Source organism: Rhizobium sp. 01T417 (assembly GCF_056398905.1).
Genome location: NZ_JBFTQH010000002.1, coordinates 171313 through 198073, shown reverse-complemented (window position 1 = coordinate 198073; position 26761 = coordinate 171313). Strand labels below are relative to the sequence as shown.

The 26761-nt window shown below is 59.3% G+C and carries 24 protein-coding genes; 14 read left to right on the top strand and 10 right to left on the bottom strand.

Going from position 1 to position 26761, the window contains the following annotated elements; genetic code table 11:
- Nucleotides 1-128 precede the first annotated feature (128 nt).
- The 3 genes from AC1DPR_RS03070 (at nt 129) to AC1DPR_RS03060 (ending at nt 2444) form a co-directional block, all read left to right on the top strand.
- A complete protein-coding gene (locus AC1DPR_RS03070; protein WP_113469741.1) occupies nt 129-902 on the top strand; it encodes an amino acid ABC transporter substrate-binding protein in 774 nt (257 codons plus the stop codon).
- Between the two features lie 103 nt (nt 903-1005).
- Nucleotides 1006-1686 carry an amino acid ABC transporter permease gene (locus AC1DPR_RS03065; protein ID WP_113469690.1) on the top strand — a complete coding sequence of 227 codons (681 nt, stop codon included), beginning with the start codon at nt 1006-1008 and terminating at the stop codon, nt 1684-1686.
- The gene (locus AC1DPR_RS03060) at nt 1683-2444 is read left to right on the top strand and encodes an amino acid ABC transporter ATP-binding protein (RefSeq protein ID WP_018855919.1); all 762 of its coding nucleotides are present in this window, start codon (nt 1683-1685) and stop codon (nt 2442-2444) included. The genes AC1DPR_RS03065 and AC1DPR_RS03060 overlap by 4 nt, the downstream gene beginning before the upstream one ends.
- Before the next feature lie 126 nt (nt 2445-2570).
- Here the strand turns inward: AC1DPR_RS03060 and pyc are convergent, their stop codons facing one another.
- Nucleotides 2571-6035: a pyruvate carboxylase gene (gene pyc, locus AC1DPR_RS03055; protein ID WP_018855920.1), complete on the bottom strand. Its 3465-nt coding sequence runs from the start codon at nt 6033-6035 to the stop codon at nt 2571-2573.
- Nucleotides 6036-6150: 115 nt separating this feature from the next.
- Nucleotides 6151-6891, bottom strand: a complete 741-nt coding sequence (locus AC1DPR_RS03050) for a helix-turn-helix transcriptional regulator (RefSeq protein ID WP_026371612.1) — start codon at nt 6889-6891, stop codon at nt 6151-6153.
- Nucleotides 6892-7207: 316 nt separating this feature from the next.
- Between AC1DPR_RS03050 and AC1DPR_RS03045 the strand changes: the two genes are divergently transcribed.
- The 3 genes from AC1DPR_RS03045 to AC1DPR_RS03035 all read left to right on the top strand — a co-directional run bounded on the left by AC1DPR_RS03045 (nt 7208) and on the right by AC1DPR_RS03035 (nt 11532).
- Nucleotides 7208-8971, top strand: coding sequence for a glucan ABC transporter ATP-binding protein/ permease (locus AC1DPR_RS03045; protein WP_018855922.1), 1764 nt, complete (start codon nt 7208-7210; stop codon nt 8969-8971).
- 113 nt (nt 8972-9084) lie between these two features.
- A complete protein-coding gene (locus AC1DPR_RS03040) occupies nt 9085-9438 on the top strand; it encodes a VOC family protein (protein ID WP_018855923.1) in 354 nt (117 codons plus the stop codon).
- Nucleotides 9439-9645: 207 nt separating this feature from the next.
- Entirely contained in the window at nt 9646-11532 is a 1887-nt protein-coding gene (locus tag AC1DPR_RS03035; protein WP_113162026.1) for an MFS transporter, read from the top strand.
- Between the two features lie 66 nt (nt 11533-11598).
- Here AC1DPR_RS03035 and AC1DPR_RS03030 read toward each other — a convergent pair whose 3' ends face one another.
- Together AC1DPR_RS03030 and leuB are read right to left on the bottom strand one after the other, a co-directional pair.
- Nucleotides 11599-12360 (bottom strand): phosphatase PAP2 family protein, encoded by a 762-nt coding sequence (locus AC1DPR_RS03030; RefSeq protein WP_477815735.1) that lies wholly within the window; start codon nt 12358-12360, stop codon nt 11599-11601.
- 117 nt (nt 12361-12477) lie between these two features.
- On the bottom strand, nt 12478-13590 hold the full coding sequence (gene leuB / locus AC1DPR_RS03025) for a 3-isopropylmalate dehydrogenase (protein WP_018855926.1): 1113 nt from the start codon (nt 13588-13590) through the stop codon (nt 12478-12480).
- Between the two features lie 177 nt (nt 13591-13767).
- On the opposite strand from leuB, the gene AC1DPR_RS03020 reads away from it, so the two are divergent.
- Nucleotides 13768-14700 (top strand): pyridoxal-phosphate dependent enzyme, encoded by a 933-nt coding sequence (locus AC1DPR_RS03020; protein ID WP_025658021.1) that lies wholly within the window; start codon nt 13768-13770, stop codon nt 14698-14700.
- Nucleotides 14701-14758: 58 nt separating this feature from the next.
- Here the strand turns inward: AC1DPR_RS03020 and leuD are convergent, their stop codons facing one another.
- The 3 genes from leuD to AC1DPR_RS03005 all read right to left on the bottom strand — a co-directional run bounded on the left by leuD (nt 14759) and on the right by AC1DPR_RS03005 (nt 16290).
- Nucleotides 14759-15367: a 3-isopropylmalate dehydratase small subunit gene (leuD, locus tag AC1DPR_RS03015; RefSeq protein WP_018855928.1), complete on the bottom strand. Its 609-nt coding sequence runs from the start codon at nt 15365-15367 to the stop codon at nt 14759-14761.
- Nucleotides 15368-15505: 138 nt separating this feature from the next.
- Nucleotides 15506-15934: a VOC family protein gene (locus tag AC1DPR_RS03010; RefSeq protein ID WP_018855929.1), complete on the bottom strand. Its 429-nt coding sequence runs from the start codon at nt 15932-15934 to the stop codon at nt 15506-15508.
- 113 nt (nt 15935-16047) lie between these two features.
- Nucleotides 16048-16290: a hypothetical protein gene (locus AC1DPR_RS03005; protein WP_018855930.1), complete on the bottom strand. Its 243-nt coding sequence runs from the start codon at nt 16288-16290 to the stop codon at nt 16048-16050.
- Nucleotides 16291-16401: 111 nt separating this feature from the next.
- Here AC1DPR_RS03005 and AC1DPR_RS03000 point away from each other — a divergent pair, with 111 nt between their 5' ends.
- A complete protein-coding gene (locus AC1DPR_RS03000) occupies nt 16402-17310 on the top strand; it encodes an HpcH/HpaI aldolase/citrate lyase family protein (protein ID WP_026371613.1) in 909 nt (302 codons plus the stop codon).
- A gap of 13 nt (nt 17311-17323) precedes the next feature.
- Complete coding sequence (locus tag AC1DPR_RS02995) at nt 17324-17530, top strand: DUF1737 domain-containing protein (RefSeq protein WP_018855932.1); 207 nt, start codon at nt 17324-17326, stop codon at nt 17528-17530.
- Nucleotides 17531-17538: 8 nt separating this feature from the next.
- Here the strand turns inward: AC1DPR_RS02995 and AC1DPR_RS02990 are convergent, their stop codons facing one another.
- Nucleotides 17539-17976 (bottom strand): metallopeptidase family protein, encoded by a 438-nt coding sequence (locus AC1DPR_RS02990; RefSeq protein ID WP_018855933.1) that lies wholly within the window; start codon nt 17974-17976, stop codon nt 17539-17541.
- 161 nt (nt 17977-18137) lie between these two features.
- On the opposite strand from AC1DPR_RS02990, the gene AC1DPR_RS02985 reads away from it, so the two are divergent.
- From AC1DPR_RS02985 to bfr, 5 genes are all read left to right on the top strand, one after another.
- Nucleotides 18138-19085 (top strand): ImuA family protein, encoded by a 948-nt coding sequence (locus AC1DPR_RS02985; protein ID WP_018855934.1) that lies wholly within the window; start codon nt 18138-18140, stop codon nt 19083-19085.
- Nucleotides 18997-20550 carry a Y-family DNA polymerase gene (locus AC1DPR_RS02980; RefSeq protein ID WP_477815769.1) on the top strand — a complete coding sequence of 518 codons (1554 nt, stop codon included), beginning with the start codon at nt 18997-18999 and terminating at the stop codon, nt 20548-20550. The genes AC1DPR_RS02985 and AC1DPR_RS02980 overlap by 89 nt, the downstream gene beginning before the upstream one ends.
- A complete protein-coding gene (locus AC1DPR_RS02975; protein WP_477815734.1) occupies nt 20550-23981 on the top strand; it encodes an error-prone DNA polymerase in 3432 nt (1143 codons plus the stop codon). Before AC1DPR_RS02980 ends, AC1DPR_RS02975 begins: the two co-directional genes overlap by 1 nt.
- 68 nt (nt 23982-24049) lie before the next feature.
- Nucleotides 24050-24463, top strand: a complete 414-nt coding sequence (locus tag AC1DPR_RS02970; protein WP_018855937.1) for a (2Fe-2S)-binding protein — start codon at nt 24050-24052, stop codon at nt 24461-24463.
- Nucleotides 24429-24914 (top strand): bacterioferritin, encoded by a 486-nt coding sequence (gene bfr / locus AC1DPR_RS02965; RefSeq protein ID WP_007528518.1) that lies wholly within the window; start codon nt 24429-24431, stop codon nt 24912-24914. The genes AC1DPR_RS02970 and bfr overlap by 35 nt, the downstream gene beginning before the upstream one ends.
- A gap of 36 nt (nt 24915-24950) precedes the next feature.
- Here the strand turns inward: bfr and AC1DPR_RS02960 are convergent, their stop codons facing one another.
- Complete coding sequence (locus AC1DPR_RS02960) at nt 24951-25484, bottom strand: RNA pyrophosphohydrolase (RefSeq protein WP_018855938.1); 534 nt, start codon at nt 25482-25484, stop codon at nt 24951-24953.
- Nucleotides 25485-25498: 14 nt separating this feature from the next.
- Entirely contained in the window at nt 25499-26704 is a 1206-nt protein-coding gene (locus AC1DPR_RS02955) for a divergent polysaccharide deacetylase family protein (RefSeq protein WP_477815733.1), read from the bottom strand.
- Nucleotides 26705-26761 lie beyond the last annotated feature (57 nt).

Sequence of the window (26761 nt, the reverse complement as noted above, 5' to 3'; positions counted from 1 at the left end):
GCCAAATCTGTGATAAATGAGAAAAATATTCGCAGATGCCGATTTTCTTCGCAGTTTTCTACGCTTCGCAGCGATCAGCTTTTCTGCGATTTTTCGTGCATCAAACACCCTGTGAATTGGATAAAAAAATGAACCTCCTGAAGACCATCGCCGCTGCAGCACTGATCCAGGCCGCCGCCCTTCTTCCCGCCGTTGCCGGCGAAAACCTCGCCGCCGTCAAGTCTGCGGGTGTCTTCAAGATCGGCACGGAGGGTACTTACGCCCCGTTCACCTATCATGACGATAGCGGCAAGCTGGTCGGCTTCGACGTGGAGATCGGCGAGGCGGTTGCTGCCAAGCTCGGCGTCAAGGCCGAATTCGTCGAAGGCAAATGGGACGGCCTGATCGCCGGTCTTGATGCCAAGCGCTACGACACGGTCATCAACCAGGTCGGTATCACCGAAGCCCGCAAGCAGAAGTACGATTTCTCCGAGCCCTACATCGCATCCAAGGCCGTTCTCATCATTCGCGACGGCGACGACAGCATCAAGGGCTTTGCGGACCTGAAGGGCAAGAAGTCGGCTCAGTCGCTGACCAGCAACTTCGGCAAGCTTGCCGAACAGTCCGGCGCAGAACTCGTCGGTACCGATGGTTTCGACCAGTCGATCCAGCTCGTATTGACCAAGCGTGCAGACGCGACGATCAACGACAGCCTCTCCTTCCTCGACTTCAAGAAGCACAAGCCTGACGCTCCGGTGAAGATCGTCGCCCAGCAGGAAAATGCCGATTTTTCCGGCATCATCATCCGCAAGGGTGAGCCGGAGCTACTGGAAGCCATCAACAAGGCACTGGCCGACATCAAGGCCGACGGCACCTACAAGAAGATCTCCGACAAGTACTTCGGTCAGGACGTTTCGAAGTAACTCGTAACACAGGCGGCTTGCTGCCGCCGCCACATCCTTTATATGTTCCCGAGAAAGCGTTCAGCGAAACCTCGCTGGACGCATCTTCTTTGAGGATTGAACCTTGCCGCACTGGCTTCAACTGATGGCGGAGTCGCTTGGTCCGCTCCTCTGGGCCGGCCTGATCTTCACGATCCCGCTGACGCTCCTGTCATTCACACTCGGTCTCATCCTTGGACTGCTGACGGCAATCGCACGGCTTTTCGCGCCGGCGCCGGTCGCCGCCATCGCGCGCTTCTATGTCTGGGCCATCAGGGGCACGCCGCTGCTGGTGCAACTCTTCGTCATCTTTTACGGCCTGCCGAGCATCGGCATCCTGCTCGACGCCTTTCCGGCAGCGCTGATCGGCTTCACCCTCAACATCGGCGCCTATAGCTCCGAAATCATCCGCGCCGTCATCTCCTCCGTGCCGAAGGGGCAGTGGGAAGCGGCCTATTCGATCGGCATGAGCTGGCGCCAGGCGATGAGCCGCACGATCCTGCCCCAGGCCGGGCGCGTTGCTGTACCGCCGCTCTCCAATACGTTCATCTCGCTGGTGAAGGACACGTCGCTGGCGGCCGCCATTACGGTCCCGGAGCTGTTCCAGGCTGCGCAGCGCATCGTCGCGACCACTTACGAGCCGCTCATCCTCTACATCCAGGCCGCATTGATATACCTTGCTTTGAGCTCCGTCCTATCAGCGTTGCAGGTTCGCCTCGAGCGTCGCTTCGCGCGCTATGGCGGCATGCTGGAGGCAAACGCATGATCGAGCTTTCCCATATCGAAAAGCGCTTCGGCGACGCCGTCATCCTGAAAGACATCAGCATCCGGATTCCGGAAGGCAGCGTCACCGCACTCGTCGGCCCCTCGGGCGGAGGCAAGAGCACGCTGCTGCGATGCATCAACCTGCTGGAGATCCCGACAGCAGGCACGATCCGCCTCGGCGACGAGAAAATAAGCTTTACGCTGGGCCAGAAGACCGGCTGGCAGGCGATCCAGAAGATCCGCCGGCAGACCGGAATGGTATTCCAGAACTTCCAGCTCTTTCCGCATCAGACGGCCATCGAGAATGTAATGGAGGGCCTCATCACCGTGCTCAAGTGGCCGAAGGAAAAGGCGCGTGAACGGGCGATGGAATTGCTGACAAAGGTCAACATGGCGCACAAGGCCGACGCCTGGCCTTCGACGCTCTCGGGTGGACAACAGCAGCGCGTCGCAATCGCCCGCGCGCTCGCTCCCTCTCCGCGAGTTCTTCTCTGCGATGAACCGACGTCGGCGCTCGACCCCGAGCTTTCCGCCGAAGTCGTCGATGTTCTTGGCCGTCTCGCCCGCGAGGGCACGACGATGGTGATGGCGACGCATGACCTGCGCCTTGCCTCGAAGATCGCCAACGACGTTGTCTTCCTCGAGGCCGGCAGTGTGGTCGAGACGGGAAGCGCAAGGAACATCTTCACGGCGCCGGAGCGAGAGCGCACCAAACGCTTCATCTCGACGATCAACGCCGCCCATACCTACGATATTTAGGGGGCGCGTAGAGCGACAGCGCGCAGCGCGTTCCCCCGACAATCTTGAGCTTGCTCATATCAATTCGCGCATAAAAAGCAGAAGGGCGGCCCGAAGGCCGCCCTCTTTTTGTCCTTCGCATCTTCGTCAGCCCGCGTAGCTGACCAACAGATCCTTGGCGTCGATCTGGTCGCCGGCTTTGACAAGCACTTCCGCGATCGCACCGTCCTTTTCGGCGTGGATCGCCGTTTCCATCTTCATAGCCTCGATGGAAACAAGCACGTCACCGGCATTGACCGCCTGCCCGGGCGAGACAAAGACGCGCGAGATGACGCCTGGCATCGGCGCACCGACATGCGCGGCATTGCCCGGTTCCGCCTTGCGGCGGGCGGCGGCACCGGTCGCACCATGGGCGCGATCCGGCACCTTGATGCGGCGCGGCTGGCCGTTGAGTTCGAAGAAGACAGTCACCATGCCTTGCTCGTCGGTCTGGCTCATCGCCTGGTTGACGACGACAAGCGTCTTGCCCTTTTCGATATCGGCAAACAGTTCCTCGCCATCGGCAAGGCCGTAGAAATAGGCCGGCGTCGGCAGGACGGAGACCGGGCCGTAGGTGTCGGAGGCCAGCGCAAAGTCGGTGAAGACTTTCGGATACATCAGGTAGGACGCGAATTCGAAGTCATTGACCTCGCGCTCCAGCTTGGTCTCGATCGTCTTGCGCTCGGCATCGAGGTCAGCGTCGGCAAGCAGCGAACCCGGACGCACCGTATAGGGCGCATCGCCCTTCAGTGCCTTCTTCTGCAGCGCCTCCGGCCAGCCTGATGGAGGCTGACCGAGATCGCCCTTCAGCATCGAGACAACAGATTCCGGGAAGGAGACTTCCTTGTCGGCGCTGACGACATCGGCAACCGTCAGGTCTTGCGAGACCATCATCAGCGCCATGTCGCCGACGACCTTCGAGGACGGCGTCACCTTGACGATATCGCCGAACATCTGGTTGGCGTCGGCATAGGCCTGCGCCACTTCGTGCCAGCGCGTCTCGAGGCCGAGCGAACGGGCCTGTTCCTTGAGGTTGGTGAACTGGCCGCCCGGCATTTCGTGCAGATAGACTTCGGAGGCCGGTCCCTTGAGGTCGCTTTCGAAGGCCGCGTACTGATGGCGCACCGCTTCCCAATAGAAAGAGATCCGACGGATCCATTCCGGATCGAGACCGGGATCGCGCTCGGAGCCGCGCAGGGCCTCGACGATCGAGCCAAGGCAGGGCTGCGAGGTGTTGCCGGACAGTGCATCCATTGCCGCATCGACCGCGTCGACGCCGGCATCGACCGCCGCGAGAACCGTCGCCGCTGCAATGCCCGAGGTGTCGTGCGTGTGGAAGTGGATCGGCAGGCTGGTGGCGTCGCGCAACGCCTTGAACAGCACCTTGGCGGCAGCCGGCTTCAGCAGGCCCGCCATATCCTTCAGCGCGATGATATGCGCGCCGGCTTTTTCGAGCTCAACGGCAAGGTCCGTATAGTACTTGAGATCGTACTTGGGGCGCGCCGAATTCAGGATATCGCCGGTGTAGCAGATCGCCGCTTCGCAGAGCTTGTTCTCCTCGGCCACCGCATCCATCGATACGCGCATATTCTCCACCCAGTTCAGGCAGTCGAAGACGCGGAAGAGATCGATGCCGCCGGCAGCAGCCTGCCGGACGAAGTATTTGACGACGTTGTCGGGGTAATTCTTGTAGCCGACGCCGTTTGCTCCGCGCAGCAGCATCTGCAACAGCAGGTTAGGTGCGGCTTCGCGCACGAGCGACAGACGCTCCCACGGATCTTCCGTCAGGAAGCGCATCGAAACGTCAAACGTCGCGCCGCCCCAGCATTCGAGCGACAGGAGGTTCGGCAAAGCGTGCGCATAGGTGCCGGCGATCCGCGCGATGTCATAGGTGCGCATGCGGGTCGCAAGCAGCGACTGGTGGCCGTCGCGCATCGTCGTATCGGTCATCAGGATGCGCTTTTCGTTGCGCATCCACTCGCCGAACTTCTTCGGGCCGAGCTTGTCGAGAAGCTGCTTGGTGCCGTCGGCAATGCCGCTGCCGTTGGTGTAAGGGACGATCGGCTCGGCGATATCGGCGGACGGCTTCGGCCGATCCTTTGCTTCCGGATGGCCGTTGACCGTCACATCAGCGAGGTAAGTCAGAAGCTTCGTTGCGCGATCCTGTCGCTTGACCTGCTGGAAGAGTTCCGGCGTCGAGTCGATGAAGCGCGTGGTGTAGCTGTTATCCTTGAAATTCGGATGCGTGATGATCGCTTCCAGGAAGGTGAGGTTCGTCGCAACGCCGCGGATACGGAACTCACGCAATGCACGGTCCATGCGGGAGATCGCTTCCAGCGGGTTCGGGGCCCAGGCAGTGACCTTGACCAGCAGCGGATCGTAGTACCGGGTGATGATCGCGCCGGAATAGGAGGTGCCGCCATCGAGACGGATGCCGAAGCCGGATGCCGAACGATAGGCGGTGATGCGGCCGTAGTCCGGAATGAAGTTGTGCTCCGGATCCTCTGTCGTGATGCGGCACTGCAGGGCATGGCCGTTGAGGCGAATGTCCTTCTGCTCGGGAACGCCCGATTCCGGTGTACCGATCGCAAAGCCATCAAGGATGTGGATCTGCGCCTTGACAATATCGATGCCTGTAACGACTTCGGTGACCGTGTGCTCGACCTGGATGCGCGGATTGACTTCGATGAAGTAAAATTTGCCGGTGTCGGCATCCATCAGATATTCGACGGTGCCCGCACCGATGTAGTTGGTGGCACCCGCGATCTTCAGCGAGTATGCCGCCAAGTCCTGGCGCTGGGCTTCCGACAGGTAAGGCGCCGGCGCACGCTCGACGACCTTCTGGTTGCGGCGCTGGATCGAGCAGTCGCGCTCGAAGAGATGAACGACATTGCCATGCGTGTCGCCAAGGATCTGGCTTTCGACATGGCGCGCACGCTCGACGAGCTTTTCGAGATAAACCTCGTCCTTACCAAAGGCCGCCATCGCTTCGCGCTTGGCCTCCGTCACCTCGCGTGCAAGGTCGGCTTCCGAGCGGATGACGCGCATGCCGCGTCCGCCGCCACCCCAGGAGGCCTTCAGCATCACGGGGTAGCCGATCGCCGCCGCCATCTTGGCGACCTCAGCCATATCATCCGGCAACGGTTCCGTTGCCGGCACGACAGGCACGCCGACGGAGATTGCCAGATTGCGCGCGGCGACCTTGTTGCCGAGCTGGCGCATGGTATCGGCCGTCGGGCCGATGAAGATGATGCCTGCCTTGTTGCAGGCATCGACGAATTCCGGGCTTTCCGACAGCAGGCCGTAGCCGGGATGGATCGCATCGGCGCCGGAAAGCTTGGCGACGCGGATCACCTCATCGATCGACAGATAGCTCTCGATCGGGCCGAGGTCGCGGGCAAGATGCGGGCCGCGGCCGACCTGATAGCTTTCGTCTGCCTTGAACCTGTGCAGCGCCAGTTTGTCTTCTTCCGCCCATATCGCGACCGTTTTTATCCCGAGCTCGTTGGCCGCGCGAAACACGCGGATGGCAATTTCCGAACGGTTGGCAACAAGTATCTTGGATATGGGCAATGCAGTCTCCTCACGGCATCGAAACGGGCAATGCTGCACCCGCGAAGAGAAGTCTTAACGCGCTGTCACGGAAAGTTCAATTTCCGGAACCGTCCGAAATGGAATTTCTCTAAGACTAGGTGATCAGCCCATGCCGGAAGGCGACAGCGACCGCGTGCTGTCTATTCTTTGCCTTCAGCTTGTCTTGTAGGCCGTTCATGTACCAGTCGACGGTGTGGTTTGAAATCTTGAGGCGTTTGCCAATCTCAACCGAGGTCATGCCTTCCGCGAGATATTGAAGTATTTCCATCTCCCGGCGCGTCAAACGCGTGTCGATGCCGGAAACTTCTTCGAGCGCATCCGCCTCCCCCTTAAGCTCAAGAAGACGCCAGAAAGCCTTTCGGGCAACGGCATCAAAGAGCGAGATCTCGACAGGAGAGAGGTCTACCGGTGTCCCGCCTATGCTCATATTACCAAGGATGCCGTTTCTGCCCTGGATCGGGAAAATGTAGCCGTCCTTCAGGCCATGGCTATGCGCGTCGGCCATCATTTGCTCCATCCGGCGGTGATGCGGGTCCTTCCGGAAGGCCGCCAGACTATCCTTCCAGCGAAACGGCCTTTGCGCATATGCGAGATAGCGAACCGTCGGATCGCTGAGAACGTATTTTTTCGAAATATAGATCTGCGGCCATTTCTCTGGCCAATGACCGGCAAACATCAGACTGATTGGATCTTCAGTCGCTTTCAGGTGTCGCAAAAGGCCATAATACTGGAAGCCGTAGGCGTGGATGACATGCTCCAGTTCGCCAACAACTCCTTCGGGTCTTCGACACTCTTCCAGAACGACAAGCAATTGAATTAATGAATGAATACTCAAAATATATGCCCCTACGCCAGTTGGGCTCCTAGCGGAATGATCACGACCAAGGGAAGTGTTTGGTTGGGCGCCCCTGCGACGCATTTAGACGTCAATCTATGGTGTGCCAGCGCGACCATGCAACGCAAGTGAAAATTGCGAGATTTGCGATACGTCCCAAAAAAGTTCAGTCCCTCGGAATGGATTGCTGTGGGTGCGCTCCGTAAAAGAATCTTGCCGCGACCGCTCGTCTGAACGCTTCGTTAATCGCTGGTTCAGGTATCGTTTTGTAGCGTTGCAGCGTCCATTATTTCGCAAATGCACAAGAGGTATCGCCGTGTCGCTATTCAAGGTCTATGCTAGAGCTTTGCGCTATCTCGGCGCCTACAAGCTCCGCGTATCCCTGGTCGTTATTGCGAACATCGTGCTTGCCGCGATCACAATCGCCGAACCGATTTTGTTCGGTCGCATCATCGATGCAATTTCAGGCAAGGGCGAAGTCAAACCCATCCTTTTCATGTGGGCTGGCTTTGCCGTTTTCAACACCATAGCGTTCGTTCTTGTCGCTCGTGAGGCCGACCGGCTGGCCCATGGCCGCCGCGCCACACTGCTGACGGAAGCGTTCGGCCGTATCATCTCCATGCCGCTGTCCTGGCATCATCAGCGTGGCACGTCGAATGCGCTGCATACGCTGCTGCGCGCATGCGAAACGCTCTTTGGCCTTTGGCTCGAGTTCATGCGCAACCACCTGGCGACTGCCGTTGCCATCGCGCTTCTGGTGCCGACTGCGATGTCGATGGACCTGCGTCTTTCGGGCGTGCTGGTCGTGCTCGGCGTCGCCTACTGGCTGATTGGTCGTCTCGTCATGAGCCGCACCAAGGATGGCCAGGCGTCGGTCGAAAACCACTACCACACCGTTTTCTCACACGTCAGCGACTCGATCAGCAACGTATCGGTCCTCCATAGCTACAATCGCATCGAAGCAGAAACCAAGGCACTGAAGTCGTTTGCCGAGCGCCTGCTGCAGGCTCAGTATCCGGTTCTCGACTGGTGGGCTCTCGCGGGCGCCATGAACCGCATGGCTTCGACCATTGCGATGATGATCATCCTCGTCATCGGCACGCTCATGGTTCAGTCCGGCGAGCTGCGCATCGGCGACGTGATTGCCTTCATCGGCTTTGCGAACCTGCTGATCTCGCGTCTCGACCAGATGCGCCAGTTTGCCACGCAGATTTTCGAGGCCCGTTCGAAGCTCGAGGATTTCTACTCGCTCGAAGACTCCGTGCGTGAACGCGAAGAGCCTGCCGGCAATGACGATATCGCCGACGTGAAGGGTGAAGTCGAATTCCGCAACGTGTCGTTCCGCTTCGGCAACACCGCGCAGGGCTTGCACAACGTGTCCTTTACCGCCAAGGCTGGTCAGACAGTTGCGATCGTCGGTCCGACCGGTTCGGGCAAGACCACGATGATCAACCTGCTGCAGCGCGTGTATGACCCGGATAGCGGCCAGATCCTCGTCGATGGTCACGACACGACGAAGATCACCCGCAAGTCGCTGCGCCGCTATATCGCGACGGTGTTCCAGGATGCCGGCCTGCTCAACCGCTCGATCAGCGACAACATTCGCCTCGGCCGGGAAGGCGCCTCGGATGAGGACATGCGTCGAGCAGCTGAAGCGGCCGCTGCCGCCGACTTCATCGAGACGCGCGAAGAGCAGTACGACACCCATGTCGGCGAACGCGGCAACAGGCTCTCCGGCGGCGAACGTCAGCGTGTGGCGATTGCCCGCGCCATCCTCAAGGATGCCCCGATCCTCGTGCTAGACGAAGCGACAAGCGCGCTTGACGTCGAAACCGAAAATCGCGTTAAGGCCGCAATCGACAACCTGCGCCAGAACCGCACGACATTCATCATCGCGCACCGTCTTTCCACTGTTCGCGAAGCGGACAAGGTCCTGTTCCTGGACGGTGGCCGTGTCGTCGAAGAAGGCAGCTTCGATGAGCTCAGCCATAGCAACGGCCGGTTCGCGGCGCTGCTGCGCGCGAGCGGCATCCTCACGGACGAAGAAGTTCGCAAGGCACACACGACCGAGGCCGCATAAGACGGATCGCTCAAGGGAAAAACAGAAGCCGGACGGTACCTGCGGCCCGGCTTTTTTCTTGCCCGCGGGGAGTTCGCGCATAGCTTAAGGGAAACGGTATTGCCGGAGGCGATATGAAGGTCCTGCGAATCGTAGCGAACATCGAAACAGCCGATCCGGCCGCTGCCAAGGTCTTCTATAAGGATATCCTTGGCCTCGACGTACTGATGGATCACGACTGGATCTCCACCTATGGCTCAAACCAATCAATGCGGGTCCAGGTGGGCTTTGCGAGCGAGGGCGGCTCAGACACACCGGTTCCAGGCCTCTCGATCGAGGTCGACGATGTTGACGAGGCCTTCGCAGCCATGAGTGCATCAGCCTTCGAAATCATCTATGGGCCGGCCAATGAGCCCTGGGGCGTTCGGCGCTTCTACGTGCGCGACCCCTTTGGAACAATCGTGAATATTCTTTCTCATAGACCGTGAAGCCGGCAACGCCCGACTCCTCGGGCGGGACGCGCTGCGCCATCCAGCGGAAAGTGTTAGACTAAAGTCATAATCCCAAAGCCGCTCTCTGTATGGATGAGCTTTTCTGTCACACTCTTGTCAGGCGAACCGCGACCCGAGGGTATGCTTTGAGGAGAGCATGGTGGTCGCGCGCCGCGTTTCACATCATTCTGTGGAGGACAGAAAATGGCAAATATCGCAAGCGTCGACGGCCCCAAGGCCGGTCCGATGACGGGCGAGGAGAAGAAGGTTATCTTCGCTTCATCGCTCGGCACCGTTTTCGAATGGTACGACTTCTACCTTTACGGTTCGCTCGCAACCTATATCGGCGCGACCTATTTTACCCAGTATCCGGAAGCAACGCGAAACATCTTCACGCTTTTGGCCTTCGCTGCCGGCTTCCTCGTGCGTCCGTTCGGCGCACTGGTCTTCGGGCGTCTCGGCGATCTCGTCGGACGCAAATACACGTTCCTGGTGACGATCCTCATCATGGGCCTCTCTACCTTCCTCGTCGGTATCCTGCCGGGTGCGGCGACGATCGGTATCGCAGCACCGATCATCCTGATCGGACTTCGCCTCCTGCAGGGTCTTGCGCTCGGCGGTGAATATGGCGGTGCGGCGACTTACGTGGCCGAACATGCGCCCCATGGACGCCGCGGTTACTTCACGTCGTGGATCCAAACCACGGCTACGCTCGGCCTCTTCCTGTCGCTGATCGTCATCGTCGGTGTGCAGTTCCTGATGGGCAAGGAAGCCTTCGCGGCATGGGGCTGGCGCATTCCGTTCCTCGTCTCCGTCGTGCTCCTCGGGATTTCCGTCTGGATTCGACTGAAGATGAACGAATCTCCGGCATTCCAGCGCATGAAGGCCGAAGGCAAGGGATCCAAGGCACCGCTGACGGAAGCTTTCGGTCAGTGGAAGAACGCCAAGATCGCCCTGATCGCGCTTCTCGGCGCAACGATGGGTCAGGCGGTCGTCTGGTACGGCGGCCAATTCTATGCGTTGTTTTTCCTGCAGAACGTGCTCAAGGTTGATCTGCAATCGGCAAACATCATGGTCGCCATTGCGCTCTTCCTGGGCACGCCCTTCTTCGTCATCTTCGGCGCCCTGTCCGACAGGATCGGCCGCAAGCCGATCCTAATGGCCGGCCTCTTGATCGCCGCCGTTACCTACACCCCGCTGTTCAAGGCCATGACCTGGACTGCCAATCCGGCGCTCGCGGAAGCCCAGGCTTCTATCCGTGCAACCGTGACGGCCGATCCGGCGGATTGCAAATTCCAGTTCAACCCAACTGGAACGTCGAAGTTCACCAACTCTTGCGATGTGGCCACTGCCTTCCTGACCAAGAACTCGGTGCCTTATGATGTCGTGCCCGGCCCGGCAGGCCAGCCTGCCACGATCAAGATCGGTGACGAAACCATCCCCAGCTTCGACGTCGTCGCCGCCGGCGACAAGGCAAAGGCAATGACGGGCGCGTTCGAAAAGGGCGTCAACATCGCCCTTCATGATGCCGGATACCCGCTGAACCGCGGCGCCATCAAGGTGCCGGATGCGAAGCTGGACGCCTTCATCGCGGCCAACCCTGAGCTTGCCCTCAACGCTGACGCAGTACGCGCCGGTGAAAAACAGACCGTGCCGGCCGACAAGTTGGTTGCCGACAAGCTGCTGACGGCCGATGAAGCAAAGGGCGCCACCGACATGGCGGTCTATAACATTGCCAAGGGTGGCAGCTTCTCCATGGTAGCCGACCCTGCCCGTGTCAACTGGATCGGCACGATCGCCATTCTGTTCGTGCTCGTTCTCTATGTGACGATGGTCTATGGCCCGATCGCAGCTCTGCTGGTCGAACTCTTCCCGACCCGCATCCGCTACACCGGCATGTCGCTGCCTTACCATATCGGCAACGGCTGGTTCGGCGGCTTGTTGCCGGCGATGGCCTTCGCAATGAGCGCGGCCAAGGGCGATATCTACTTCGGCCTCTGGTATCCGATCGTCTTCGCAGCCATCACGCTGGTCATCGGCCTGATCTTCCTGCCGGAAACGAAGGACCGCGATATCCACGCCATGGATTGAGCCGATTAAAGACTGCAAACATCTGCCCGGCGCTCTCAAGGCGCCGGGTTTTTTATTTATGGAGGGCTAGAGAAGACGGCTCAGCCGCGGCGTCGGCCAGCCGCCATCGCGATCGATGGAGAACACCAGACCGCAGCGCGCGAAGAGGACTGAGGTGGCAAAGGCGAACCAGGCGCCCAACGCAAGGCCGGCCACGACATCGCTTGGATAATGCACGCCGATGATGACGCGTGTGGCGCCAAGCCAAAGGCCGATACCGATAAAACCAAGGCGAAAACGCGGGAAAAGAAGTGCGAGCGCCACGAACAGCGCGCCGATGTTGGCCGAATGGCCGGACGGAAAGCTCTGGTGCAGGAAGTCAGCATTGAAAGGCGCGAAGCTGAAGACACCCTCCTGGTCATAGATCAGCGGTCGGGCCCGGCCGATTGCAAACTTCAACACGTTGGCAATGATGCTGGTGACCAGCACAGACAACCCGACATAGGCCGTCATCTGTGTGAAATAGACCATGCGGAACCGCCTGCGCACCTTCCAGAGTCGGCGGCGAACGAGATAGCCGGTGGCAAAGATCGTGCAGAGGCCTGCCAGGATCCAGGCGAGCCTGCCGATATCGGTAATGTCCCCGGCAACGGTGATCAGCCGCGGCGCCAGGTCCTTGGCCGCCTGTCCGAGCGGACGGTCGAAGACGAAGAAAGCAATGGCAACCGCGTTGATGGCGGTGAACACGAAGCCCTTCCAGGGAACCCGCCGATGGATCGTACGCCGCGTCTCATAACGCTTTCGCAGATAGTTCCAGAAACTTGGCTTGCGATCGACGGTCCCGCTCATTCCACTCCGCTCTTTCCTCAATGCAGAAGGGAGATAGGGGCGACAATAACTGCCTTCAAGCAAAGGCCCTCCGCATCGGTGGATGCGAAGGACCGAAAGCGTGTTTCACGTGAAATATCAGGCAGAAAGCGCCTTGAACTCGGCGAGGATCGCGTCGCCCATCTCAATGGTTCCAACCTTCGTGCAACCTTCGGCCATGATGTCGCCGGTGCGGATGCCCTTGTCGAGGACGTTGGCGATCGCCTTTTCGAGGTTGTCGGCTTCCTTCACGAGGTTGAAGGAATAGCGCAGGCACATGGCGAAGGAAGCGATCATCGCGATCGGATTGGCGATGCCCTTGCCGGCAATGTCAGGAGCCGAACCATGCACCGGCTCATAGAGCGCCTTGCGCTTGCCGGTCTTGGCATCCGGGGCGCCAAGCGAAGCCGAAGGCAGCATGCCGAGCGAGCCCGTCAGCATGGCGGCAACGTCGGACAGCATGTCGCCGAACAGGTTGTCGGTGACGATGACGTCGAACTGCTTCGGCGCGCGCACCAGCTGCATGCCGCCGGCATCCGCCAGCATGTGCTCGAGCTTGACGTCGGAATACTTGTCCTTGTGCGTCGCTGTGACGACCTGGTTCCACAACACGCCCGACTTCATGACGTTGCGCTTTTCCATCGAGCAGACGCGATTCTGACGCGTGCGGGCCATTTCGAAGGCCACGGCCGAGATGCGCTCGATTTCGTACGTATCGTAGACCTGCGTGTCGATCGCGCGTTTCTGGCCATTGCCGAGATCGGTGATGGTCTTCGGCTCGCCGAAATAGACGCCGCCTGTCAGTTCGCGGATGATCAGGATATCGAGGCCTTCGACCAGCTCCGGCTTCAGCGAGGAAGCGGAAGCGAGCGCCGGGTAGCAGATGGCCGGACGCAGGTTGGCGAAAAGCTCCAGATCCTTGCGCAGGCGCAGCAGACCGGCTTCGGGGCGTACCTCATAGGGAACATCATCCCACTTCGGACCGCCGACGGCGCCGAAGAGAACGGCGTCGGCTGCGAGCGCCTTCTGCATGTCGCCTTCGGAGATCGCGGCGCCGTGCGCGTCATAGGCGCTGCCGCCGACCAGACCTTCGTCGGTGACGAAGCCGGCATTCATTGCCTCGTTCATATAGGCAATGATCTTGCGGACCTCGCCCATGGCCTCTGGGCCGATGCCGTCGCCCGGCAGCAGGAAAAGATTGCGCGCTGTCATGAAACCCTCCGCGGAAAAACAAGTTGCGGCTTCTTAGACCTGCAAAAACGGCATTTCAAGCGAGTGGGAGGCCGATTCGGTACGGTTGCGGAATTACTGCCGCGATCCCTCGTTGACCGATCGGCGCATGCGGGTCCACAAGAAGAGCCTCCATCGCCACGGTCATCGGACACCATCATGCCATCTGCACCGCTCCACCTCGACACGCCGCTTTTCCGCACCTCCGCCGACTACAGCGCAAGCAACAAGCCGCTTTGGCTGAAGCTCGACGCGCTGCAGCCCTCTGGAAGCTTCAAGCTTCGCGGTGTTGGCAGGCTTTGCCAGCACGAGATCGAGAACGGCGCACGGGAGATCTTCTGCGCCTCCGGCGGCAATGCGGGGATCGCCGCCGCTTATACGGGACGGGCGCTCGGCATTCCGGTGACGATCGTCGTACCGGAGACGACGTCGCCGGAAGTGCGCCAATCGATCGAAGCAACCGGCGCCACGGTTCTCGTGCATGGATCGGTGTTCGACGAAGCGAATGCCTTCGCAATAGAACACGCGAAGGCCAGAAACGCAGCCTACGTGCACCCATTCGATCATCCCCTTCTGTGGGAGGGGCACGGCACTTTGATCGACGAGGTTGTCGCAAAGGGCGCCGAGTTTGATTGCGTCATCACGAGCGTCGGCGGTGGCGGCTTGCTGGCGGGCATCGTAGCCGGTCTCGAGCGAAACGGCCTGTCTGATGTGCCGGTCATTGCCGTCGAGACCGAAGGGGCCGCTTCGCTTTATGCCAGCCTTGCTGCAGGCGAGCGCCTTACCTTGCCGGCGATCACCTCAATCGCCAGTTCGCTTGGCGCACGTCAGGTGGCGCAGCACGTCTTCGATCTGCCGAAGCACCACCCGATCGAAAGCGTCACGGTCACGGATGCGCAGGCGGTCACCGCCTGCCTGAAGTTCGCCGATGCCTATCGCATTCTGGTCGAGCCCGCCTGCGGGGCCGCCCTGGCGGTGGCCGACGTGCATTCCGATATTCTCGCCCGCTTCAATAATCCGCTGATCGAAGTCTGCGGCGGCATCGGTGTCTCGCTGGAAAAGCTGAAGGTTTGGAAAGAACGGTTGCTGTAAGCAGCAAAAGAAAAGCCGGGCGAAAACCCGGCTTTCTCGAATGCTATGTTTTTAAGACTTAAGCAGCCCAGGGGCGCGATGCCGCGTTCTTGGCTTCGAAGCTGTCGATTGCCTTGCCCTTCTCGAGTGTCAGGCCGATATCGTCGAGGCCGTTCAGCAGGCAGTGGCGCTTGAACTCGTCGAGATCGAACTTGATCGAACCACCGTCCGGACCGGTGATCTCAAGGTTTTCCAGGTCGACCGTCAGGATCGCATTGGAGCCGCGCGAGGCGTCGTCCATCAGCTTGTCGAGGTTTTCCTGGCTGACCTTGATCGGCAGAATGCCGTTCTTGAAACAGTTGTTGTAGAAGATGTCGGCGAAGCTGGTCGAGATGACGCATCGGATGCCGAAGTCGAGAAGCGCCCATGGCGCATGCTCGCGCGAGGAGCCGCAACCGAAATTGTCACCGGCAACCAGGATCTTCGCATTCTGATAGGCCGGCTTGTTCAGCACGAAATCCGGGTTCGGAGAACCGTCTTCATTGTAACGGGCTTCGGCGAAAAGACCCTTGCCAAGACCGGTGCGCTTGATCGTCTTCAGGTAATCCTTCGGAATGATCATGTCGGTGTCGATGTTGACAACAGGCAGAGGGGCAGCAACGCCCGTCAGCTTTACGAATTTGTCCATGGCCTGGCTCCAATGTCAGCAGACGTAGTTTTGTTGATCAGCGTTTAGTCCAGATTTCGGCCAAAATGAAGGAAAATTTACACCGCGGAAAAGGCTGCGCGCGGATTCGACGCGCAGCCATCCATGGATATCGTGAGATCAACTTGCATTCGCTGGCGCATTCATTGCCCAGAGAACCCCGAACGGATCGCGAAGCTGGCCATACCGATCGCCCCAGAACATCAGCTGAACGGGCATGATCACCTCTACGCCAGCCTGAACCGCGCGCTCCCACCAGAAATCGATATCGTCGATAACAAGCTGGAGACTGAAGCCCTGGTGCTTTTCGAAGGGATGACCATGCTCGGGGTAGGCATCGCAGAGCATCAGCGAGCTTCCGTTGACGTAGAGGTGAACATGCATCGTCCGCCCGTTTTCGTCAGGAGGAACGACAAAAGCCTCCTCGGCGCCGAACGCACGCTTGTAGAATTCCGCCGCCTTCAAAGCACCGTCGACGGTGACATAAGGCAACAAGCCATTCTTGACCGGCGGCATTTTCGTTGCGCCGGTTTCCGTTGCGGTATCCATTCTGTCCTCCATTGTTTGATTTGGTTTGGGCAAAAGCCCTGGCCTTTCAAAGACGCGGGAAGATCAGCCGAGCCGACAGCGATGTCGAAATTTTTCTGGAAACGACCCGACGGTCAGAGGTCGATGATCGTGCCGCGCCCGTCATTCCAGATACGCATGCTCTCGCCGGAATGTGACTTCGTTCTGGCGGTGGCGCGAACGGGGGCCGGTTTCATCTTCAGCGAAAGCGCGCGGCCAACCATGAGCACCGTCAGGATACCGCCAACTGCGAGCGTCACAGAAAATGTGAGGAGCGCCAACGCAATGAAGGCTGTGATGCCTGCGAGCAGGAGGAAGACGGAACGAATGCTTTGCATGGTTTAGACCTTTCTTCGGAAAGGAATGTGGTCCTTCATTTCTTTCTCTGCAAGGTGAGCATGGCTTTTTGTTGTCTTGCCACCCATCACAAAGCTTGGCACAGATTTGTGATGACCCGCAACTCTCCGACTCGTTCCTTGAATCTCCGCCGTTCGGTGCTAAGCGTTCCGGCCATCAATGCACGCGCCTTGGAAAAGACCCATGCGCTCGATTGCGACGCCGTGATCTTCGATCTCGAGGACTCGGTGGCGCCGGAGCGAAAGGCGGAAGCCCGCGACAATCTGAAAGCCTTTTTTTCGGGCCCTCCTCTGGTGAACAAGGAGCGGATCATCCGCATCAATGCGCTGGCTTCCACATTCGGCAATGCCGACATGGAGCTGGTCTTGGCATTGGAACCGGATGCCGTGCTTCTGCCGAAAGTGGCCGAGCCTCAGGATGTGATGTCCATCAGCGACCGGCTTGCCGATGCCGATGCGCCGGAAAGCCTCCGCATCTGGGCGATGATCGAAACGCCCCGCGGCATTCTGAACGCGGCGGCGATCGCCGAAGCCGGACGCACGCCGGGCTCAAGACTCGATTGTTTCGTCGTTGGCCTCAACGACCTGCGCAAAGAGACCGGTGTCTTGCCGCAGCCCGGCCGCACCTATCTCGTGCCCTGGCTGATGCAGGTGGTACTTGCCGTGCGTGCCTATGGCCTCGACGCGATCGACAGTGTCTTCAATGATTTCAAGGACGCAGATGCCTTCGACGCCGAATGCGCGCATGCCCGGGCCATGGGCTTCGACGGCAAGATGCTGATCCATCCTGCTCAGATCGAAGCGTCAAACCGGCATTTCGGCCCGGACAATGCGGCAATTGCCGAGGCGGAGGCAATCATCGCCGCCTTTGCCGACCCGGCTGCCGAAGGTCTGAACGTCATCAATGTCAATGGACGGATGATCGAGCGGCTGCATCTTGTCCAGGCGGAAAGTCTGGTTCATAAAGCCCGCCTGATTACTGAGCGCCAAACGGCGAAGTGAAAGACGACTCTAGATGAAGCTTTATCGCCTTCTGACCGGCCAGGATGATGCCGCTTTCTGTCATCGCGTAACCGACGCCCTCAACAAGGGCTGGTCGCTGAACGGCTCGCCGTCGCTGACCTTCAACACCCAGACCGGCCAGGTGATGTGCGCTCAGGCGATCGTCAAGGAAGTCGAAGGCAAGGACTACCACCCGGACATGAAGCTATCCGAACAGTAAGCGAAGGCTTAGCGTTCGGCCGCCTCTTCGGCACTTGCCTCGATCCGTTCCATGTCGTCGTCGCTGAGACCGAAATGGTGGCCGATCTCGTGGATGAGGACGTGGGTGATGATATCGCCCAGCGTCTCGTCGTTCTCGGCCCAGTAGTCGAGGATCGGCCGCCTGTAGAGGCGGATACGGTTCGGCAGTTCGCCGGTTTCCATCGTGAAACGCTCCGAGATGCCCCGGCCTTCAAAGAGGCCGAGAAGGTCGAATGGCGTTTCCAGCGCCATGTCCTCGAACACGTCGTCGTCAGGGAAATCCTCGATCTCGATGGTCAGATTGGTGGTCAGCGAGCGGAATTCTTCCGGCAGGTGGCTATATGCCTCCATCGCCAACGACTCGAAGGTACTGATCGTCGGCGCGTGGCGATCCCGCCAATCCTCGCTCTGGTCTATGCGGGCCATTAATATTCCTTCCTTTGCCGCCCATATAGAACCTTTGCGCACGATTTTCGAGAGCGGAATCAAAGGCAGGAATAAATTCACATCAAATGCCTGTTGACTCTTTCGCCCGCCTCTGGAATCCATAAGAACATAACAGGAACATCTGAGACTTGGAGAACGTCATGGCACAGTCGGCCGTGACGCGCGAGCGGCTTTTTGCGCTCCGCGAAACCATTGCAAAGCTTGAAGGGAAGCCCGCGCCGGCCTTGGCGGCCGCGCAAAGCGAAGCCTTGGCCGACAAAGGCCTCGCCGCCAAGAACGACAGCGGCCCGCGTCTTCCTCTTGGAATACCCGCACTCGACGAGGCGATCGATGGCGGCTTGCCGCTCGACGGGATCACCGAGGCTCGCACCGACCTCTTGCGGGAGGCCGGTGCCGGCAGCGGCTTTGTGCTGGCGCTTGCCGCCATGCTGCAGCGTCAAGTCGAGGAGAGCCACAGTGCGCCGCTACCGATCCTGTGGATCGCGGACATGGTTTCCACGATGGAAGCAGGCGTCCCCTACGCCGTAGGGTTACGAGATTTCGGTCTGAAACCGGACCAGTTCTTCTATGCCAGTCCGCGCAAGCTTGAAGACGCTCTCTGGCTTGCGGAATCTGCAGTCGAAAGCGGCGTTTTTCCTGCGACGGTTCTGGAGATCCGCGGCAACCCAAAGCCCTTCGGCCTGACGGAGAGCCGTCGTTTGAGCTTGCGGGCGAAAGCATCGAAACGCCCGCTTTTCCTGTTGCGGCAGGCTGGAGAGGAAGAAGCCAGCAGCGCTTATTTCCGCTTCCTTGCAGCACCCGCGCCGGCACAGGCGCGCCCCTTGCCGGATGGCACGATGCTGGGCGGTAGCATCGGCAATCCGGTTTTTCATCTCACCCTGGAGAAGAGCCGCAACCCGGCTCCCCTCTCCTTTCTACTGGAGTGGAACCCCCATGACCGCCGTTTTTTCGCCGTCTCCCAATCAGCCAACCCTCGCCTTCCAGACGAACGCGCAACGCATTCTGGCACTCCACTTTCCGCACCTTCCAACCGACCGGATCGCAAGAAAGAAATGGGGGCTCTCCTGGCGTTCGCACGGACGTCCTGAAGCCGCACCGATCGTCTGTTCCAGCCGCCTCAACAATACGATGCGGCTGACGGCACTGGACGAGGCTGCCGAAACACTCAATCTCCGAAAGCATATGGGTGTCGCCGAAGCCCGCGCCATCTACCCCACGCTTGATGTGATCGAGGACGACCCAGCCGCCAACCGGCGCTTCCTGGAAGCGATCGCCGACTGGTGCGATCGCTATACCCCGCTTGTTGCTCTCGACGGCGTCGATGGCTTGTTCCTTGACATTACCGGGTGCGCCCATCTGTTTGGCGGTGAGACGCCCCTTCTCAAGGATATTCTCGCACGGCTCTTCCAGATGGGAATTGACGCCCGCGGCGCCATCTCTTCCTCGCCTGGATTGTCCTGGGCCATCAGCCGTTTTGGCCAAGGCGGCATCATCGAGCATGGGGAGGCAGAACAGGCGTTGGCTCCCCTGCCCGTCGCGGCCCTGCGTCTCGAGGACGAAACCATAGGGGGCCTGGACAAGATGGGCCTCAAATATGTCGGCGATTTGCTGACCGCGCCCCGCGCCCCCCTCGCCCGCCGCTTTGGGGGAGCTGTGCTCTTGAGGCTCGATCAGGCGCTTGGGACCGATGAAGAGCCGGTCTCTCCACGCCTGCCGGTCGCAAGCCTCTCGGTCGAACGTCGCCTGATTGAGCCGATCGGAGCCGAAGACGATATCCTCGCACTCACGGGTCAGGTTGCCGTCTCCCTGAAGCCCTCGCTGGAAGCCCGCGGTGTCGGCGGCCGTATCTTCGAGTTGGTCCTGTTCCGTGTCGACGGCAAGGTTTTTCGCATTTCTGCCGGGACCGCGCAGCCCTTGCGGGAGCCCAAGCGCATTGCCGCCCTCTTTGCCGAACGCCTGCAGGCAATTCACGACGATTTCGATGCGGGTTACGGATTCGAGATCCTTCGTCTCAACGTACTCCTGCACGAAGATTTCGTGACGTCACAGGGAGACTTCGAACACCGCCAGCGGAAGGACGCGTCTCTTGCTGCCTTCGTGGATCGGGTTTCAGCTCGCCTCGGAGAAGACTGCCTGCAAACCTTCCAATTGCGGGAGAGCCACATACCGGAAAGAGCCTACACTACAGTGCCGGCAATCGAACATCTGTCCGCCCCGAAAACCCGGGAGGGGCATCTGCCACCAGCCAGGAGCGAACGGCCCATCCGGCTATTGCGGAAAGCGGAGCCGATGGATGCCTTTGCCATCGAAATCCCTGATGGCGCACCAGCGAGCTTTCACTGGCGGCGCATGCAGCACCGTGTCTTGAAGAGCGAGGGCCCGGAGCGGCTGGCAATGGAATGGTGGCTCGATGGCGTAGATGGAAAGGATGCTGGGGATCGGGACTATTTCCGGATCGAAGACGATAAGGGGCGCCGCTTCTGGATCTATCGCCAGGGTCATTATGAGCGTGACACAACACAGAGTTGGTTCATGCACGGGGTCATTGCCTGATGTCCGCCTTCTTCGAAATCGGCGCCAAGACCAATTTCTCGTTTCTGGAGGGCGCCTCCAAGCCCGAGGAAATGGTCGTTCAGGCTGCCGTTATGAAGCTTGGAGGCCTTGGCATTGCCGACCGCAACTCAGTTGCAGGTGTCGTCCGGGCCCATGCCCAGGCAGAGGCGATCCGGAAGAAGTTCGAACGAATGAAAGCCGGGCTTCTGGAGGAGCGCGAGAAGAAGGACATCATTCCCGACCCGATCCGTTTCCAGCCGGGAGCCCGCCTCGTCTTTGCGGATGGAACGCCTGACATTCTTGCCTACCCCCGAGATCGCCAGGGCTGGGCGCACCTTTGCCGGTTGCTGAGCGCTGGAAACCTGAGAGCCGAGAAGGGTAAGTGCATTCTGTCGGAAGCAGATCTGATGGAATGGGGCGACGACATGATGCTTGCAATCATTCCGCACCCGTCCATTGCCGACGATAACAATCACGCCGCGTTCGAAGCCTGTCTGGAGCGCTTCAGAAAACGCTTCCGGAAAAACATCCACATGGCGCTCGCTCCCGCCTATGACGGCCGCGATAGGCGCATGTTTGCGACCATCTCCATGCTAGCTGACCGTAGCCGCATCCCGCTGATCGCCACCAACCAGCCACTCTACCACGATACGGCCCGCCGCCCCCTCGCCGATATCGTTACGTCGATCCGGGAGCATATTCCCATTCCCGAGGCTGGCTTTCTCCTGGCTCCGAATGCCGAACGCTATCTCAAGAGTGGCAACGAAATTCTGCGCCTCTTCAGAGACTATGCGCACGCCGTAACAAACACAGGGAAGTTCTTTGAAAGCCTTTCCTTTTCGCTCGACGAACTGGAGCACAACTATCCCTCCGAGAATGACGAGGGGGAAACACCCTATGAAACACTGGAACGCCTTACCAATTCAGGTGCAGCAAAGCGCTTCCCCAACGGCGTGCCTGAGAAAGTTCAGAATAACATCGAATACGAGTTGGATCTCGTTCGTCGTAAGCAATATGAACCATACTTCCTGACGGTCCACAGGATCATCCAGTACGCCAGGCATGAGAAAAAAATCCTCTGTCAGGGTCGCGGCTCCGCGGCAAATTCCGTCATTTGCTACTGCCTTGAGATAACCGAGGTGAATCCCGAGAAAAGCACCCTGCTTTTCGACCGCTTCCTGTCGATGGACCGCGACGAACCGCCGGATATCGATGTCGATTTCGAGCATGAGAGGCGCGAAGAGGTCATCCAGCATATCTATGAGAAATACGGCAAGGAGCATGCGGGTCTCACCGCAGGGGTGACCACTTATCGCACCCGGTCCGCCGGACGTGAGGTTTCCAAAGCCTTCGGTCTCTCAGAAGATGTCCAGTCCGCGATCGGCAGCTTGGTCTGGGGCTGGTCGGAAGAGAAGCTATCCGAACGGGAAGCAAAGGCGGCCGGGCTCGACATTTTCGATCCCATGACCAAAAACGTGCTGAAATATGCATCCGAGCTTCTCGGTTTTCCCCGCCATCTCACCCAGCATGTCGGGGGGTTCGTCATCACTAGGGACAGGCTGGATGAAGTCGTTCCGATCATGAAGACGGCAATGCCCGGACGCTACATGGTCGAATGGGACAAGGATGATCTCGACAATCTGAAGATCCTCAAGGTCGATATCCTGGCGCTCGGAATGTTGACCGCCCTGAAGCGGGCATTCGATCTGCTTCTCCTGCATTACGACGTGAAGAAGACCCTCGCCGATCTCGGCAACGATAAGCATGAGGATGAGGAGCCCGTCTATGCGATGATGTGCCGGGCCGACACGCTTGGCGTCTTTCAGATCGAGAGCCGAGCGCAGATGAGCATGCTGCCGCGCCTGAAACCCCAAAAATTCTACGACCTCGTCATCGAAGTCGCCATCGTCAGGCCAGGCCCCATTCAAGGAGACATGGTCCACCCCTACCTGAAACGCCGGGAGGAAAAAGCGCGCGGTATCCCAACGACATATCCAAGCGAGGAACTGAAGGGAGTTCTGGAGCGAACGCTCGGCGTGCCGCTCTTTCAGGAGCAAGCCATGCAGATCGCAATCACCGCTGCGGGATTCAAGCCGGCCGAAGCAGACCAACTGAGGCGGGCCATGGCGACCTTCAAACGAACAGGCACCATCGGCAATTTCGAAACGCGGTTCATCGAAGGCATGGTCGCGAAGGATTACCCCCGCGACTTTGCCCAGCAATGCTTCAACCAGATCAAGGGTTTTGGCGAATACGGCTTCCCGGAAAGCCACGCGGCCTCGTTCGCACTACTGGTATATGCCTCTTCCTGGGTGAAAGCCTACTATCCTGATGTCTTCTGTGCTGCGATGCTGAATTCGCAGCCAATGGGTTTTTATGCCCCCGCGCAGCTCGTCAGGGATGCAAGGGAGCATGGGGTTGATATCCGGCCCGTCGACATCAATGAATCGAACTGGGATTGCTTGCTTGAGGAGGCAGAATTTAACAAGCGTTCAGTCGATTTCCGGCATGCCAGCATGCGGGATGTCATCAAGACAAAGCGAGCCGTTCGGCTTGGCTTCCGGCAGATAAAGGGCCTTTCGGAAGCGAGTATGGAACAACTCGTCGCCAACAGAGGCAGGGGCTATTCTTCCATTCGCGATCTCTGGCTACGCTCAGGCCTGCAGAAAGCGGATATAGAGCGGCTTGCTGATGCGGATGCCTTTCACTCCATAAAGCTGTCGCGGCGGGAAGCGCTCTGGGAGGTGCGGGCGCTCGATGCGAAGAGCGCTGCCGAAAAGCTTCCTCTGTTCGACCAGGTGAGCCACATCGACTTGCAGGTCGAGCCGGAGACGCGGCTGCCGGAAATGCTGCCTGGCGAACAAGTCATCGAGGACTATCGCTACCTCTCGCTTTCCCTGAAAGGTCATCCGGTCTCGTTCCTCCGCGACGAATTCCGCAAAGCCGGGGTCGTGCGGAGTGTCGATCTTCTTACCGTCCCGAACGGCAGAAGGGTGACGATCGCCGGCCTGGTTTTGGTGCGCCAGCGCCCGGGCTCCGCCAAGGGCGTCATCTTTATGACACTGGAAGACGAAACGGGCGTTGCCAATGCCATTGTCTGGCAAAGGGTCTTCGAGAAATATCGCCCGATCGTCATGGGAGCACGACTCGTGAAGATTCATGGCAGGCTTCAGAGCCAGAGCGGCGTGATCCACACCGTCGTCGATCATATCGAGGATATGACCCCCGCGCTCGGCATCCTGCAGAAGGAAGCCCGTCGTTTTGGCGTTAGCGATCGTTCGGATCAAGCGCTCAATCCGACGATGGATCCGCGTCAAAGGAAACTCGCAAACTCAGTTGAGAACGCCGTGATGGAGAAGAGCCTCATCTCCGGCAGTCATGGAGCACGGGAAACAGCTCAGATCATGCCAAAGGGCCGCAATTTCCATTGAGAGCGTGCATCAGAACGCCGGATTTGAGGCTTTGCAATGTAGCGGAGAGTACCTTCGACAGTCCCACAATGTGCGACGAATGGCCTATTCCGCGAGTCGATTTTTTCTTGACACCTATCATCTTCTTTTGCAGAAAAGGGGATAGTGAATGTCATGTTTGGAATGACGCCGTGCTTGTCTGCAGCTGCAACTACATAACCGATCACGAAATCCGGGAAGTCATCAAAGAACTTCTCGATGAGGATTGTTGGCAGCTTATCGTGCCTGCAAAGGTATACCACGCCATGGGGAAACGGGGCCGCTGCTGTGGCTGCTTCCCGAACGTGGTCGACATCATCATCCAGACGACCGAGGAATATCACGCCCGTCACCACTCGACGGAAGCCGAAATATTTGATTTCATGTCCCGCCTCAGAGAATTCCATGAAGAAAACAGGAGAGCGGACATTGAAAGGCGACAAAAAAGTCATCGAGCGGCTTAACGAGGCCCTCTTTCTCGAGCTCGGCGCCGTCAACCAATACTGGGTCCATTACCGACTTCTTGAAGACTGGGGCTACACCAAGCTCGCCAAGAAGGAACGGGCAGAATCCATCGAGGAGATGCATCATGCCGATCGTCTGGTCGCGCGCATCATCTTCCTCGAAGGTCATCCCAACCTTCAGACTCTTGCCCCGCTTCGGATCGGCCAGAACGTCAAGGAAGTTCTGGAAGCCGACCTCGCCGGCGAATACGATGCCCGCACGGCCTACAAGAAATCACGCGACATCTGTCATGAGGCCGGGGACTACGTCTCGATGAAGCTTTTCGAGGAGCTCCTGGCAGACGAGGAAGGTCACATCGACTTCCTCGAAACACAGCTGGAGCTGCTCGGCAAGATCGGCGAATCGAAGTACGGCCAGCTCAATGCCGACTCCGCCAACGAGGCCGAATAACGATTGACATGACCGGCAGCCCTGGCCGCCGGTCATTCACTCTGCGGCGCTTAGGCCAGCCAAGTGCCTGAACTCGTCGACCACCTGCTCATAGACCGCCCGCTTGAAGGGCACGATGAGACCGGGCAGGCTTTCCATCGACTTCCAATCCCATGCATCGAATTCCGCCGCATGGCCGCCGGGCGGCGGATTGATTGCGATCTCCTTCTCATCTCCATCGAAACGGAAGGCAAACCAGCGCTGCGTCTGACCCCGGAATTTCCCCTTTAGCCCAATGCCCACCAATTGGGGTGGCAAATCGTAGTTGATCCAGTTCCTGGCTTCCGCAAGCAGCGTCACCGTGCGAATGCCCGTTTCCTCGTAGAGTTCCCGATAGGCGGCATCCAGCGGATCCTCGCCCTTGTCGATGCCGCCCTGCGGCATCTGCCAAAGCTGCGGCGATCCATCATATTCGGAATTCTCTTCCGGAATCCGCCGCCCCGCCCATACGAGACCCTGGCGGTTGAGGATCATAACGCCGACGCAGGGGCGATACGGCAGGTCTTCGGCGTTGACGATCAGCTTGCTCATCAGCTCTCTCTATTTCAGGGTCTCTTCGGGTCGTTGGTCAGCGCAGCGACACCGACGATCTCAATGCCTCGCATCGCGGCCTCCTGCGTCCATTGCGCGATGGCATCAATACTCTCATCGAAGGCGGCGGCAACACCGATTGCCTGGCCATTGCGCTTTGCGACGCGTTCAAGCTCGTCCAGCTTCTGGATGATGGCGTTCACATCAAGCTGCTTGTCCAACTGCACATCAGCAAAGGCGTAGGGCGCCTCCGTTCCCTTTGCGGCTGCCGCGGTTTTGGACTGGGCCGACGTTCCGTCGTCAAGAAACAGCAACCCGCGCTTTCCGATATCCCGCATCACCGGCTCCATGGCGTTGGGGTCGGAAAGGAAGCGCCCGCCCTGATAATTCATGATGCCCGTATAATTGGTGATCTCGCCCATCGCCCGGTGCAGGCTTTCAATATTCTTCGCAGCCGACGTCGACGTCAGCAACGTATCCGGCCCGGGATCGTTTGCCGGGTAATCAAAAGGCTCGAATGGAACCTGCAGCAGGATTTCGTGGCCGCCGCGGCGCGCTTCCTGCATCCAGCGCTGCAAGCTGTTGCCGCTGGCGGCAAAAGCGAAGGTGACCTCCTCCGGCAACTGCTGGATCGCCCGCTGCGTGCCTGTCTGGCTTAACCCTAATCCGCTCACAACGATCGCGATACGTGTTCCGTGTGCACCGGACCATGGTCGCGCGTACTGGTCCATCGGGCGACGTCCGTCCGGCCCGACGATCGGGAGCCGCCCCAACGGCGTATTTTCCAGAAGCGCATCGTTCGGCAACGCCGCCATCCGTGGGTCCTGCCCGACCTGCGAGGCATCAACTAGCACCGGGCCATTTCCGTCGCGTTGTCTCGGGGAGTATTTCGTGACGACAGATCCATCGCCCGTGACCATCTGCTCCACATTGGCACCCGATCGGGGATCGGATGGCACCATACCATTTGGAGCGGCAGGGGTCGAAGACCGCGACGGCACCTGATTCTGAATAGTATCGGATGGCGGCAAAGCCGCCTGGTCTTGAACTGGCGGCTTCTCGCGCTTCAGCCCATCTCCGCGGAATGCCGTATAAAGCGACGAAACCCCGATCAGAACGAGGCAAATCCCGGCGACGACACGGCCCGTCCGCAGAATACCCGGCCGCTGCCGCTTAACCTTACGGCCCTGTCCTAGTGGTGCGTGCAGATCGGTATTCAAGCTCGTTTCCGCTTCAGAATCAGGACAGCAAAAAGGCGTCAGGCCGGATACACCATC

Bases quoted from the DNA above. Each gene is read 5' to 3' on its own strand.
- AC1DPR_RS02975 (WP_477815734.1), top strand. From the start codon at position 20,550: ATGTCCGCCTTCTTCGAAATCGGCGCCAAGACCAATTTCTCGTTTCTG.
- AC1DPR_RS03020 (WP_025658021.1), top strand. From the start codon at position 13,768: ATGCCATCTGCACCGCTCCACCTCGACACGCCGCTTTTCCGCACCTCC.
- AC1DPR_RS03030 (WP_477815735.1), bottom strand. From the start codon at position 12,360: ATGAGCGGGACCGTCGATCGCAAGCCAAGTTTCTGGAACTATCTGCGA.
- AC1DPR_RS02970 (WP_018855937.1), top strand. From the start codon at position 24,050: ATGTGCGACGAATGGCCTATTCCGCGAGTCGATTTTTTCTTGACACCT.
- AC1DPR_RS03005 (WP_018855930.1), bottom strand. From the start codon at position 16,290: ATGCAAAGCATTCGTTCCGTCTTCCTCCTGCTCGCAGGCATCACAGCC.
- AC1DPR_RS03060 (WP_018855919.1), top strand. From the start codon at position 1,683: ATGATCGAGCTTTCCCATATCGAAAAGCGCTTCGGCGACGCCGTCATC.
- AC1DPR_RS03000 (WP_026371613.1), top strand. From the start codon at position 16,402: ATGACCCGCAACTCTCCGACTCGTTCCTTGAATCTCCGCCGTTCGGTG.
- AC1DPR_RS02985 (WP_018855934.1), top strand. From the start codon at position 18,138: ATGGCACAGTCGGCCGTGACGCGCGAGCGGCTTTTTGCGCTCCGCGAA.
- leuB (WP_018855926.1), bottom strand. From the start codon at position 13,590: ATGACAGCGCGCAATCTTTTCCTGCTGCCGGGCGACGGCATCGGCCCA.
- AC1DPR_RS02995 (WP_018855932.1), top strand. From the start codon at position 17,324: ATGAAGCTTTATCGCCTTCTGACCGGCCAGGATGATGCCGCTTTCTGT.
- AC1DPR_RS03040 (WP_018855923.1), top strand. From the start codon at position 9,085: ATGAAGGTCCTGCGAATCGTAGCGAACATCGAAACAGCCGATCCGGCC.
- leuD (WP_018855928.1), bottom strand. From the start codon at position 15,367: ATGGACAAATTCGTAAAGCTGACGGGCGTTGCTGCCCCTCTGCCTGTT.
- AC1DPR_RS03010 (WP_018855929.1), bottom strand. From the start codon at position 15,934: ATGGATACCGCAACGGAAACCGGCGCAACGAAAATGCCGCCGGTCAAG.
- AC1DPR_RS03070 (WP_113469741.1), top strand. From the start codon at position 129: ATGAACCTCCTGAAGACCATCGCCGCTGCAGCACTGATCCAGGCCGCC.
- AC1DPR_RS03035 (WP_113162026.1), top strand. From the start codon at position 9,646: ATGGCAAATATCGCAAGCGTCGACGGCCCCAAGGCCGGTCCGATGACG.
- AC1DPR_RS02960 (WP_018855938.1), bottom strand. From the start codon at position 25,484: ATGAGCAAGCTGATCGTCAACGCCGAAGACCTGCCGTATCGCCCCTGC.
- AC1DPR_RS02990 (WP_018855933.1), bottom strand. From the start codon at position 17,976: ATGGCCCGCATAGACCAGAGCGAGGATTGGCGGGATCGCCACGCGCCG.